Source organism: Thalassospira lucentensis MCCC 1A00383 = DSM 14000 (assembly GCF_000421265.1).
Lineage (GTDB): Bacteria > Pseudomonadota > Alphaproteobacteria > Rhodospirillales > Thalassospiraceae > Thalassospira > Thalassospira lucentensis.
Map to the genome: position 1 here is coordinate 337,615 of NZ_ATWN01000005.1, position 13,164 is coordinate 350,778.

Below are 13,164 nucleotides of genomic sequence, written 5' to 3' on the forward strand. Positions count from 1 at the left end.
CCCCTCCTAACCGCGCAATCGGGATTAGTACCTATACCGAGAAATCATGATGTAATGATGTCAATCTGCACAGCACAACCAAAAGCAAACGATGACGCAACACATCTATCGTCACAGATCCCAAGGCAACTGAGGCAGATTGGGAAACTTCAACTCCGCATAGGCTTTACGTTTCATCAGCGCAGTCACGTAGACGGTTTGTTCTTCGCTCTCGGTCGCAACCTGAAAAACAGCAAGGTTTTCCTCTGCACTAAAACCAAGTTCAACAAAGCCTGCTTCCACCATGCCGGACTCTATCCGCACAAGATCATAATGCTTGAAGACGTCTTGACTTTTACCCGCCAGATTAACAGCCCAGTAACCGCACAAAGATGCATCATCAGATATACCAATAAAAGTTACTTCACCGTCAGGTTTCAAAGACAGAAAATAAAGCAGTAATTCATCGGCAAATGGCTTGGTCCTTGGGTCGTTGACCTTAATACCCGATACACCTGAGAGGCGCTCGGCTGCCTTCGTGATTTTTGCCAAATCACCAATGTTGGGCAGACACACGTCATCAAGTACCTGTAAGAAAATATCCTCTTCCTCGACATCAGGATTGGCATTTTGCTTCTTAAGCATACCAATAACGTTGGCAGATAACTCACTTTCTGCTCGAAATGCTGTCGGTGTCATAAACTCAACCGCATCAAGCGATTTCCCATCATCCGTAATTTGCACGAACTGCTTAACAGGAAGGTTCAGATCGTTGCTAAACCCGTAATAAAGATCCTTCATTTTCACGAAATCGGATGAAAGCTGCATGTCTTCCATCTCAAGATCATATGTAGTTGCCAAGGTGTCAGGGAAATTGATCGAACGCACGGTTATAACGCCGCAAGTCTCGCCCGCTCTTTGTGCGATAACCCCCGCAAACCGGCCATTCAAACCTATTGGATAAATGGTCGCAGTTACCTGTTTGATGCCGATGTAAGCATCTTCGGCACTGGGGTCCTTAATGCTGATTTTACGCGCGGCGGCATCAATTGCCGTTTCATCACCCAGATTGGCAACGCATACGTCACTCATCGCGTTGAGCAAAAAGTCTTTTTGCGCATTCTGGGCACGCATTCTTGCAGAATCGCTACCACCTGTCGTCTGGCACCCGGCCAAAACCATTAACGAAGCGACAATTCCCCACGAAATGCGCATCTACAGCCCCCGGACAGAATGATTGATTTACTTAAAAAGACACATCAAGAAAACCATATCGACTTCAGATTGCAAAGACCAAATGCCCTCACGGGAAATGCCAAACGTCGGCTAAACCGCCATCGCATCCGGTAGCGCGGCTCCACCAGATTAAGCACACAGAAGTTTTCTCAACTTTATTAGTTTGTTTTCCATGGTATTACAGGTTTGTTCTGTAACGCGATACGCTCGTAAGCATCGTGACTTAAGTACAAGATACGATGCATTGCCCCGACATCATCTTCAGAGAAACTCTCGATGACAGCTAAGTTTGTAATGGGAAAATACCCTAATCGCGCCCAAGATTTATCCGCCTCATAGTCTTCGATTTCAACGATATCAAAATTACCAAACAAATCCCTTAGTCCGGCGGGTGAACCTATCTCCCAATAGCCACATGCATCTCCATCTTCGGTTAAAGACAGAAAAGAACTCGTAGCGGCCTTCATAGTTTCCAAAGGATACGTCGTGAGCGCAATACCATACACGGTGAACTCACTGTCAGCTCCGGTATACACCTTCTTGCCAGTTAGTTGGGCCGCCTTCTCAAGAATTTGTTTTGGGTTTCCAACATCATTCGCACACACACTTTGTATGACTTCGAACATCATGCCATCTTGAACGATTGATAGCTGATCTCCTTTGATGCTCACACGGTCAAATATCTTGTAGGTTAATTTGCGATCTGCAAGAGACACGTCGGGCGCAAGAAAATCGATAAAATCAATTCGGTCATTTTGCCCGGCAACCATACTGTACTGACGAATTGGCAGCCGAATCTTTTCTGATGAGCCATACGTCAACTCAACATCATCATAGTTAAACAGCTCCGAAACCTTTTCTTCCATCGTGACATCCAGTTCACGACGGATATGTTGTGGCATTCTTAGAGATCGATTGGTAGCCAGACCACAAGCTCGTCCTCCTGCATTGGTTACCCAAGCCGTATCCTCATTATCAAGTTTGATTGGATAGAACTTGGTTTTAACGATATCACCTGCAATCACAGTCTCGCTGAAAAACGGTTCGCCATTCGAATACTCAACGGCCGCCGCATCTATAACCTCTCCAGACCCGATGTTTGGAAAGCAAACGTTCTGCAGCACTTCCATTAGATGGTCGCGAAGTTTCTCTCTCCCACCGAAGTAACCGCTATATGTTTTTGATGAATCGTTTTGCGCTAAAAGAACGCTCGGTTCCGAAATACCCTGCCCGACTATATCACCCCCACCGCCAAAAGATTGCTCAACAGGCACAATGGTAGAGGAAGCAACACCTAGAAGCACTTTATTTGGCGCAGCCTGACCGACCGAAAAAGAAGCTACGGAGCTCAAAAAAAACGAAAAAAACCATATCGCTCGCATCAACCTACCTCGAAGTATTTTTATGTTCGGCGGCCCAAGACCAACAAACCTAATCCGCATCAGACGAACAAAAACTTACCTTGATAGCCTAAAGTGCGAATGATGAATCAAACCGGCATCGCATCCCGATATCGCTGCAACAAACGGCTTTCGGTGCGGTTGCGCCCATCCAGATTGGAAATCCAGACAATCTGATAGGGTGCGAGCGTCATGATCCCATCGTAATCCTCGATCACTTGCTGGGTGATCAAATCCTGCCAGCCTTCGGTCATGATCAGATTGATCTTTGACAGATCAAGGTTCTGTGGCCGCTCGGTCAGGTTAAATACGCAGAAAATGCTCTGCTCATTCAAATGCGACTGGCGCCAAACGCCGAGTAATTCCGGGCCAAGGTTGAGCGTATATTGCGTCGCATTGGGGTGGAATGCCGGTTGCCCTTGGCGGATCGACATCAAGGCACGCAATTGATCAAACGCCGATTTTGCGGGTCCCTCGTCTGTCAGCGTTTTTTCCGCATCTTCAAGCTGCCAGATTTTACGATTAAGACGGCGCGGAATGCCGGTTTCTTCAAACGCCCCTTGATCATTTTCGGTCGCCAGAATGGTCTGAACGTAAATCGCGGGAATGCCCTCAAGCGACATGGCAATCGCCTGACTCATCACAAACCGTTCCAGCCCCATGGTCGCCTCACCGGCGAAGTTTTCCGCCAGCATGCTATAAAGCGTGACATTAAGCTCATAAGGCTTCTGCCCACCGCCCTTAAGCGCACGGTAACTGACCTGCCCGCCCATCCTGACCGCATGGTCTTTAAGCCCGTCGATATCCGCATCCGGGATCAGGTTTTCGGCCGGGCGCAACCCGATGCCATCATGGCTGGCGGTAAAGTTAAAGAACGTACAACCCGCCGGTGCTGGCGGCATTGCCATGATGCATTTGCGGATATAATCGCTCCGCCCGCTGAGCAACGCATGAATGATCACCGGCGGCAGCGAAAAGTTATAAATCAGATGCGCTTCATCCTGATTGCCGAAATACGAAAGGTTTTCGAGCAACGGCAAATTGGTTTCGGTGATGAAAATCGCATCGGGATGGATCGCCGTTGTCGCCAATCGCAACGCCTTGATAATCTTGTGGGTTTGCTCCAGATTGATCGACGTCGTACCTGCTTCTTTCCAGATAAACCCGATGGCATCAAGCCGCACGACCCGCACCCCGTGCTTAAGGTACTCCAGAACGATTTTCAGGATTTCAAAGAAAACATCCGGGTTGCCGTAATCCAGATCGACCTGATCATAGCTAAACGTGCACCAGACATGTTTTTCACCGTCCTTGGTGACAACGTCATTGAGCAACGCATGGCTGCGCGGGCGAACAACATCGGATAAATCATCGTCCGGGCTGGCGGTCTTGATGTAATCGACCCCCGGCTTTTCCCCGACCAGAAATTGCTGATACCACGGATGGGATGCGGAAATATGGTTGGCGACAAGATCGGCCATCACGGTCGCGTTTTTCGACAACGCATAAACATCATCCCACGTACCAAGCTCCGGGCGGAGCTTGGTAAAATCGCTGACCGAAAAACCGTCGTCGGACGTAAACGGATGGAACGGCAGAATATGCACCCCGGTCAGCCAGTCTTTCAGCCATTTTTGATGAAATTCACCAAGGCTTTCGATGCCGTTTTTGCCCGCCTGTGAAATACTGTCACCATAGGTAATCAGAAACGCATCGCGCTGATCCCATTTGCGCAAATATTCTTCACTCGGTTCCGGCCCGTCGCCCTCAATCGGAAGACCCAACACCTCAAACACACGGCGCACCAATTCGGCTTGATCATGGCCGGGATAGACATCCGCAAGCAGGTTGCGCATCGCACTGGCAAACGCAATCCGTCCTGATGTTCCGACAACACGATCCATGGTGGCTCCTTTAGGGCAGGCAGTCAAAATTCTTGAATTCAATGAAATAATGATTTTGCCTGCGATGCAAGCAGGCATTTAAAGGTGCTAGCAAACTAGGCACAAATATTCCACAAGTCATTTAACATATTGGGAAATATCATTTTAATCAGACACTAAATCTGGCTTGTAAATCACGTTTTCCGCCCCTTCGACCCCCATGAAAACCACAACAACCCGTGCCGGTATATCGCCGTCATTGATCCCTTCATGCCAGTAATCCATGGCTTCCAGCACCCCTTCACCGGCATGATAGGTCGTCTTACCGGCATCGCCGTAATCAACCGTGATTTGCCCCTCAAGGATGTATCCATAAGTCGGAACACCATGTTTGTGCCAGCCTGTCTTCTGCCCCGGCGCCATGGTCGCCAGCATCGATTTGATCCTGGCCTTACCCTTGGGATAGCTCACCTGCTCGCCAACAAAGTTTACCCCGCTATCAAGCAACGGCACCCCGTCATGGACATCAATCGCGGGCTTGGATATCGGGGTATCATGACCAGATTTTGCTCGTCCTGATCCGCTGTCTTGTGCTTTTGTCATAACGTCCGAACCCTGTGTTTTTTGACGACCTGTCATACCTTCTGCGATCATAAAGCCAAGACAATCCAAATACATAAAAAAAGCGGGCACCGACGATCCGCTGCCCGCTTTCATCAACATTCCAGACATCCGCCCTTACGGCGCAATCGTCACTTCCACCAGCGCATGGCTGCGGTGGGTATCGATGTGCTTGATCGCATCGCGCAAAATTCCCGGCAGGTCTTCGGCGCGCACGGCCTTGGCGACCCATGCGCGGCTGGCTTGGGCAACCTTGGTGAAATCCGGGCTGGGTTTAAGCGCTGTCAACGGCATTTCGTTGGTTTTGGACGCATAGCCATCGGGATAAATCCCGGTGACTGAATGGCGCACAGCCCCCCATTCATTGTTATTAAGCACCAAAATCAGGATCGGCAGCTCAAGCGCCTCGGCAATCTGATGGCACGCCGTCGGGTTGGCAAACATGTATGATCCATCCCCCATGGTCGCGACCACAAGTTTGTCCTTATCGGCCAGTTGATAGCCCATCGATGCCGGGAACGACCAGCCAAGCCCGCCCGAATGCGGCTCTTGGAACCAGCTGCTGTGTGCGGACAACGACAAGGGCTCCAACGGGCAGCCAAGCTCGGAAAACACCGTTGCCGGACGCTTGGCGATTGCTTCGGACAAGCAACGCGACACATAGCCCTTGCTCATCGGGTCCACCGCCCCGGCATCGGCCATAGTCAAGGCCTTCTTCCGGGTGTCGGCATTGATCGCGGCAACCTTGGATCGACGCGCTTCACAGGCATCACTGCACTCACCCTGCCGACGATCCATGGCCTCGGCCAGCATCATGATCACATCGCCGGTTTCCCCGGCCAATGAAATATCGGCGGCAAAATTCCGCCCCGGGAACCGGGAATACAGCGGGTTCTGGCCGATCTGCACCACCTTGCAATCACCCCGCAATGCATGAATGTCGGGCGACCACGGGGCAAGGCAATCAATCACCACCACCGCATCAGCATCTTTCAACCACGGGGCCGGGTCCATCCCTGCGAACATCGGATGTTCGGTGCCAAGCGCCAGTTGGATCGCCCAATATTGCACGACGGGAATGCCCCACTGATCGACAAGATCGGCAAACCGGCCAAACGCCTCGGCGGTGCCCGTCCCGCGTTGGGCAATGATCACCGGATTTTTGGCCTTGGCCAAAATGTCTGCGGCGGCCTCGATACTGGCCTGTGGCGGAGCAATCTGAACCGGTTGCTGGCGCAGCGGCCCGTCAATCGCATCACCGGGGCACGGTTCACACAGAACTTCACGCGGCAGGCTGACATAGACCGGCCCCTTGGGCACAGAGGATGCAATCGCATAGGCCCGATCCACCACATCGGGCACCTGTTCAGGGAATTTAAGCTCATATTCCCATTTGGTGGATTCCCGGACCATCGCCCCCTGATCGCGCATTTCCTGCCCCCAGCCAATCGGCACGGTGCGCGCGCCAAGGCGGCCTTTTTCCATCACCGGGGTTCGGCCCGACATCAGGACAATCGGCACATGTTCGGTCGCGGCATTGATCGCGCCAATCGCACAGTTGGCAAGGCCCACATTGGTATGCGCCATCACCGCCTGCGCCTTGCCCGTCGCCAGGTAATAGCCATGCGCCATGCCCATCGCGGCATTTTCGTGCGGCATCACCAAAGCATGGGGAAGGTCAATGTCCTTGGCTGCCGCCTCGGCCAGCCCTTCGATGATCGGCGGGAAATCCGTGCCCGAATTGGCAAAGATATAATCAATCCCAATCGCCTTCATCCGCGCCAAAACCGCCCCACCGGCGGTCAGGGTAATGCCCGCAGCTTTGTCCATGTCGTTTTTCATCAGACGCCTTCTTACGATATTGCTATATTTGAAATATGATTTATAATATAGTTTATTCTTGAAATCCGGTCACCGTCAAGCGCGACGACCGGTCCTTTTTGCGTGAAGGAAAAATCCCATGTCCAGCCAGCTCAACGGCTCAGTGCTTAAGGCGTTTAAAATCCTCGATCTGTTTGCGGCAGGGAAAATAGAGCTAACCGCACAGGAAACCGCCGACGCGCTTGGCATCAACATGATCACAGCCCACCGGTTTTTGCACACGCTGGTCCATGCCGGAGCCTTGCGTGTCACGTCACGCGGGGTGTTTCGGTTGGGATATATGTTTGCTGATTTGGGCCAGCGCGTCATGCGCGACGGCAATCTGGCAGGGCTGCTGCAACCGATCCTTGATCAACTGGCGCGTGATACGGGGGAGGCCTGCATGGCGACCGAGTTTGATCGCGATATGGCGGTCTGCATTGCCAAGGCCCTGCCCGACCGCCCGCTCTATGTCGATATCCGCATTGGATCGAAACTCGATGCCTTTTGCACGGCGCATGGCAAACTGTGGCTGGCCCATATGAGCCTCGCTGATCAGGACAGATACTTTGCCAAGGCCGATCTCACCGGCATGACCGATCACACCATCACCAATGTCAACGCACTCAAATCCGAACTTGCCCAAATCCGCAAGGCGGGCTTTGCCACCAACAATGGCGAACGCGAACACGATATTTACGCCATCGCCGTCCCCATCACCACGCTTCATGGCACAATGGTTTCGGCCTTTTCGGTGTTTGGCGCGTCGCCCGCCTTGCTCGATCAAAAACGCGACACGTTGTTAAACGCATTGACGCAGGCCACCGAAAACGCCCAGCGCGCGCTGCACGGAAAAGATTAAGCCGCATAAAAATTGCCAATATCGTTCAAGACGCGCCCGCTCACTCCATGGCACTCTTGGTCCCAAAAGTTGATCCAAACTGCTGACCAAAACCGCTTATTCAAAACGGGGCGTAACAGATCGGGCGCATCGACGATGACGGAAAATCTTCTTCTTCTCTGGCTGGCGGCCTTGCCCCTGATGGGCAGCCCCGGCCCCGCCACCATCAGCCTGGCCGCAACCGGCTCTGCCTTTGGGATACGGCCGGGTCTTGGCTATTTGTCGGGCATCATCATTGGCACGACGTGCGTTTTGCTGCTTGTCGCGACCGGGGTCGCCACCGCCCTGATCGCTCATCCCATTGCCGGTCATATCCTGACCGCACTGGCAACGATCTATATTCTGTATCTGGCATGGAAAATTGCCACTGCCCCGGTAAACCCTGCACGATCTGCGGACAAAACCCCGCACCCCCGCGAAACCGCCGCGCCCGACTTTCGGGGCGGACTGCTGTTGGCCATCGCCAATCCCAAGGCCTTTGCCGCCATCGGCGCGGTCTATGCCAGCCATCACATCGTGCAAAACTCTGTCTGGCTGAATAACACGTTTAAAATCGCGGCTTTGACGCTGGTGATCGTGCTGGTCAACACAACATGGCTGATCTTTGGCGCTGGGTTTTCCCGCCTGCTGTCTGATCCGCGCGCCGGGCGAGCAATCAACATCATCTTTGCCCTGATGCTGATTGCATCGGTCAGCACGGCATTGTTGTCTTTGCTATAATTGCCATCGCTGACCTGTATCACACGGCACAATCCGCACGGCTAAGCCGCGCGGGTTTGATCCCCATCGTCTAAAAACAGCTGCATCGTCACCAGATCAAGCCACCGGTCAAACTTGCGTGCGACTTCTTTTGCATGCCCGACCTGCTCAAAACCAAAGCGCGCATGGAACCGGATCGAATTCAGGTTTTCCGCATCGATACCGCCCACCATGACATGCAGCCCCGCCTCTTTCGCCAACTCAATCAGCGCAGCAAGCAACGCCCCGCCGGCCCCGGCACCGCGATGACGGGCATCCACATGCACCGAATGCTCCACCGTAAAGCGATACCCCCACCGCCCCCGCCACGGGCCATAGGAGGCAAACCCCACAACAGCACCGCCCTCTTCGGCCACAAGAACCGGAAACCCCTGCTGCACGCGCCCCTCAAACCAATCAAGGCGTTCTTCAAGGCTAGAGGGCTGATCATCGTAAATCGCCGTGCTGGTCAAAAGCACATCATTATAGATTTCAAGGATCGCCGGAAGATCCCCCTTGGTCGCTGTGCGAATATGCATTTTCGCCTCCTGCATAGATTATAACGAACATGTTGCAGAATTACGTCCATTATAGTAGACAGTCAATATTGATTTTAAATGAAATATGGCAAAACATGAACATCATAGAAGACGAATCTGCCGCATGGCTTTCGGCCCGCCTGCGCCGGGAACGCGAAGCCAAAGGCTGGTCGCTTGGCCAGTTTGCCGAAAAATCCGGTGTCTCCAAAGCCATGATCAGCAAAATCGAACGCGGCGAAGCCAGCCCAACCGCCACCGTGCTGGGGCGTCTGTCCGGGGCACTTTCCCTGACGGTATCGGCATTGCTGTCGCGCAGCGATCCCGTCCATCACGGTGTGCGCCGTCATGCCGACCAACCCGTCTGGTCCGATCCGGCAACCGGCTATGGCCGGCGTCAGGTCCTCTCGGGCCACAACATGCCGCTGGAACTTGTCGAAGTTGACCTGCCCGCCAGACAACAGGTCGCAATGCCCGCCTCGGCCTTCACCTTTATCCGTCAAACCATCTGGGTTCTTGATGGATCACTGCTGTTTCACGAAGGCGACCGGGTCCATCACCTTGATACCGGCGATTGTCTGGAACTCGGCCCCCCGCAAGACTGCATGTTTGAAAATAAAACCGCTGAAAACTGCCGCTATCTCGTCGCCGTCGTGCGCAGCGCCTAAGTCCGCGGATGGTGCCGATGGCACGGATTAAGCCACCGACGTTGAGTCCGCGTGATCCACCCGGCGCACCGCACCGGGCGACATGCCTGTCGTGCGTTTGAACGCCCGGCTGAATGCCGCGACTGAGGCATAGCCAAGCCGGTCGGCCACCTCATCCATCGGCAGTTTTTCGCGCCCGATCCACTGGCTGGCCAGCCGCATGCGCAAGTTTGTCAAATATTGCTGTGGTGTCGCTTTGGTCAGCTCAACAAACCGTTCGGCAAAAACCGACCGCGACATGCCCATTTCGGACGCCATATCGGCCACCGACCAATCGCGCCCCGGCTCCTTATGCAAGGCGGCCAAAACGCGTGCCAGCTTCGGATCACGCACCGCCTCGACCCAGCCACACACATCACATCCGGCCTCGACCCAGCGGCGCAGGATGGCCGCGGCCACCACATCGGCCAGTCGGGTCAGGATCACGCCGTACCCCGGCCGTTTGGATTTAAGCTCGGCGGTCATGACATCAAGAATAGCGGGGATTTGCGGGTCATGATCGGGCACGGTTTCAATATGCATGACCTCGGGCTTAAGATGTGCCAGCGGATGCAACCACCCCAGATCAAATTCCATCGCGCAACTGAAAATCAGGTTGTCCTTTGTCCGGCACACATCCTTTTCACAGGCCCGGATTTCAGACGCCACATCACACAGATGCACCTTTTCAAATGCATCCACACTGCGCAGCGCAACCCCGTCCTTGCTGTATAAATCATGAATGCCCGCACAGGGCAGCAACACCGCGTCCCCGCAGCCAAGCGTATGTACCGCCCCGCTTTTGGTCCGCAAATGCACCGTCCCCTGCCCGATGAAATGCAGCCACGCCCGGCTGTCATCGACATCCTCCCCAAACCGCAGCCCATAGGGGGCTGAAATCTCGATCCGGCGGTAATCAAGCCCGCGCAGGCGAACCCCCGACAACAGCTCGCTGACCATATCGTGCCCGTTCGCATCAAAGCCGCCATCATACTGGCCTTCGATGTGCGTGGACGGGCTGTTAAACGCGGCATTGGCAATGGGGGACATAGCACTCTCGGACGATTGATCAATAACTTCGGACAAACTGCCATAGAACGTCCGACCCGTCCAGTCTATCTTGGGTGCAATGCACAAACATCAACTCAAAGGATCCCCCATGAGTGAACCTCAAACCACCCTCCAACCCGCATCTGCGGCATGGGGTGCTGTTATTTCGATGACGTTGGGGGTTTTCGGCCTTGTCACCGCCGAATTCCTGCCCGTCAGCCTGCTGACCCCGATGGCCGATGATCTTCGCATTACCGAAGGCATGGCCGGGCAGGCCATGTCGGCCACCGCCGTTATGGCCCTGATCACCAGCCTTCTGACCGCGACCGTCACCCGCAAGATCGACCGCCGCTATGTTCTGCTTGGTTTTTCAGTCCTTCTGATTGCCGCGAACATCATGATCGCACTCGCCCCGACCTTTGCGATCCTGCTCGCCGGGCGGGTCTTGCTGGGCGTTGCCCTTGGCGGGTTCTGGACCATGTCGGCGGCCACCGTCATGCGGCTGGTGCCTGAAAAAAGCGTGCCCCGTGCGCTCGCCATCCTGTTTAGCGGCGTTTCGGCGGCCACCGTCTTTGCCGCCCCGCTCGGAAGCTACCTTGGCGATGTGATTGGCTGGCGCAATGTGTTTTTGCTGGCCTCCTTGCTCGGCGTTCTCGCCCTTGTCGTGCAATTTGCCACCCTGCCCAAAATGCCGCCGCGCGGTCGTGCGACCTTGCGCACCTTGATCGAGGTCATGAGCCGCCCGCGCATGAAATTCGGGCTGTTTTCACTGGTCCTGATCATTACCGGCCATTTTGCGCTGTTTACCTATGTCCGCCCGTTCCTTGAAACGGTTTCGGGGGTCACCACGGCGGGTGTTTCGGGCATTTTGCTGGGCTTTGGGGTCGCCAACTTTATCGGCACCTATGTCGGCGGTGCGCTGATTGCGCGCTCGCTGCGCATGACCATTGCGCTCATGCCGCTCATCATGGGGCTGGCCGGGGTCGGCATGGTTGTCATTGATGGTGCGGTTGCCCCGACCACCGTGCTTGTCGCGATCTGGGGCATGGCCTTTGGCGGTGTGCCGGTCGCATGGTCGACCTGGATCACCCGCACCGTGCCCGATGAAGCCGAAAGCGGCGGCGGACTTCTCGTTGCTGGTTTCCAGCTTGCCATTGCCACGGGTGCGGCGGCCGGCGGCCTTGTCTTTGACACCAGCGGCGCGCTTGGCGTCTTTACCATCGCTGGCTTCCTGCTGCTTGCCGCGTCTCTCATCGTAACGCTGGGCCTGCGAACCGCCCCTGTTCCCGCCGAACAGGGATAACAGCATCGCCCCAACCCCCGCCGATGCCGCATCGGCCCAGCCCGCCCCGGCAGTTGAACGACTGCCGGGGCATTTCTCCCTCGCAACCACCATAATGACCCCAGACACACCAAAGGGCAGCGGAACCAACCCGCTGCCCTTTCTGATTCTGCTAATGTCCACCCCCCCTAAAAAAACCAGTCATTCCCGCGCAGGCGGGAATCCATCCCCAAAGCACCCGCTCCTCACCCCTTGCCACAAAATCACCACAGGAAAATTTGGAACGTTCTCAAACCGCAGCCGTTGACGGGGTGTAATGCTCGACATCAATGAAAGGAGCGACATTATGCCTGCGATTGATACCGCAAAGATTCTGATCCTCGCCACCGATGGCTATGAACGCTCGGAACTGCGCGTTCCGCTTGAAAAACTCTCGACCCAGGGGGCCGATGTTAAAATCGCATCGCCCAAATCGGACCCGATCAAAAGCTGGGACGATAAAAACTGGGGCGATACGGTCGATGTCGATGTCGAAGTCAAAAATGTCGATATCGCCGACTATGACGCGCTGGTCATCCCCGGCGGGCAGATCAACCCGGACCTTCTGCGCAATGATGAGGCATCCGTCAGTCTGGTGCGCGAATTTGTCGCCTCGGGCAAACCGGTCGCGGCGATCTGTCACGGCCCGTGGCTTCTGGTCGAGGCCGGTGCGCTGCGCGGTCGCCGTGCGACGTCCTATAGCTCAATCAAAACCGACCTTCTCAATGCCGGTGCCCTCTGGCAGGACGAAGCGGTTGTGTGCGAGCAAGGGATCGTCACATCGCGCACCCCCAACGACCTTGACGCCTTCGTCAGCAAAATCGTCGAGGAAGTCAGCGAAGGCACCCACCACAGCCGGGCTGCTTAACCCGCACCGGGCAGAAACCTGCCCCCAGACACGGTACCAGTGTGCAAGTGTGCCGATACCCAAAACCAAAACGGACGGAGGTTTC

The 13,164-nt window shown here is 54.8% G+C and carries 12 protein-coding genes; 5 read left to right on the forward strand and 7 right to left on the reverse strand.

Translation table 11 applies throughout. The annotated features are described in order from the left end of the window. Positions 1-111 precede the first annotated feature (111 nt). The 5 genes from K355_RS0112740 to K355_RS0112760 form a co-directional block, all read right to left on the reverse strand. Positions 112-1,194, reverse strand: coding sequence for a hypothetical protein (locus tag K355_RS0112740; RefSeq protein WP_022732533.1), 1,083 nt, complete (start codon positions 1,192-1,194; stop codon positions 112-114). Between the two features lie 179 nt (positions 1,195-1,373). Beyond that, positions 1,374-2,597 (reverse strand): hypothetical protein, encoded by a 1,224-nt coding sequence (locus K355_RS0112745; RefSeq protein WP_147250389.1) that lies wholly within the window; start codon positions 2,595-2,597, stop codon positions 1,374-1,376. 107 nt (positions 2,598-2,704) lie between these two features. After that, entirely contained in the window at positions 2,705-4,519 is a 1,815-nt protein-coding gene (locus K355_RS0112750; protein ID WP_022732535.1) for an alpha-amylase family glycosyl hydrolase, read from the reverse strand. A 144-nt stretch (positions 4,520-4,663) separates the two neighbouring features. Then, complete coding sequence (locus tag K355_RS23920) at positions 4,664-5,101, reverse strand: cupin domain-containing protein (protein ID WP_162142299.1); 438 nt, start codon at positions 5,099-5,101, stop codon at positions 4,664-4,666. A 135-nt stretch (positions 5,102-5,236) separates the two neighbouring features. Next, the gene (locus tag K355_RS0112760) at positions 5,237-6,961 is read right to left on the reverse strand and encodes a thiamine pyrophosphate-requiring protein (RefSeq protein ID WP_022732537.1); all 1,725 of its coding nucleotides are present in this window, start codon (positions 6,959-6,961) and stop codon (positions 5,237-5,239) included. A 118-nt stretch (positions 6,962-7,079) separates the two neighbouring features. Here K355_RS0112760 and K355_RS0112765 point away from each other — a divergent pair, with 118 nt between their 5' ends. Then, positions 7,080-7,841 (forward strand): IclR family transcriptional regulator, encoded by a 762-nt coding sequence (locus K355_RS0112765; RefSeq protein WP_022732538.1) that lies wholly within the window; start codon positions 7,080-7,082, stop codon positions 7,839-7,841. 135 nt (positions 7,842-7,976) lie between these two features. After that, positions 7,977-8,600, forward strand: a complete 624-nt coding sequence (locus K355_RS0112770) for a LysE family translocator (RefSeq protein ID WP_022732539.1) — start codon at positions 7,977-7,979, stop codon at positions 8,598-8,600. A gap of 41 nt (positions 8,601-8,641) precedes the next feature. Here the strand turns inward: K355_RS0112770 and K355_RS0112775 are convergent, their stop codons facing one another. After that, entirely contained in the window at positions 8,642-9,157 is a 516-nt protein-coding gene (locus K355_RS0112775; protein WP_022732540.1) for a GNAT family N-acetyltransferase, read from the reverse strand. 95 nt (positions 9,158-9,252) lie between these two features. On the opposite strand from K355_RS0112775, the gene K355_RS0112780 reads away from it, so the two are divergent. After that, positions 9,253-9,822, forward strand: a complete 570-nt coding sequence (locus tag K355_RS0112780; RefSeq protein ID WP_022732541.1) for a helix-turn-helix domain-containing protein — start codon at positions 9,253-9,255, stop codon at positions 9,820-9,822. Positions 9,823-9,849: 27 nt separating this feature from the next. On the opposite strand, the gene K355_RS23925 is transcribed toward K355_RS0112780, so the two are convergent. Then, on the reverse strand, positions 9,850-10,890 hold the full coding sequence (locus tag K355_RS23925; protein ID WP_022732542.1) for an AraC family transcriptional regulator: 1,041 nt from the start codon (positions 10,888-10,890) through the stop codon (positions 9,850-9,852). A gap of 109 nt (positions 10,891-10,999) precedes the next feature. Here K355_RS23925 and K355_RS0112790 point away from each other — a divergent pair, with 109 nt between their 5' ends. After that, positions 11,000-12,193: an MFS transporter gene (locus K355_RS0112790; RefSeq protein WP_022732543.1), complete on the forward strand. Its 1,194-nt coding sequence runs from the start codon at positions 11,000-11,002 to the stop codon at positions 12,191-12,193. 325 nt (positions 12,194-12,518) lie between these two features. Then, the gene (locus K355_RS0112795; protein ID WP_022732544.1) at positions 12,519-13,079 is read left to right on the forward strand and encodes a type 1 glutamine amidotransferase domain-containing protein; all 561 of its coding nucleotides are present in this window, start codon (positions 12,519-12,521) and stop codon (positions 13,077-13,079) included. The last annotated feature ends 85 nt before the right edge of the window (positions 13,080-13,164 follow it).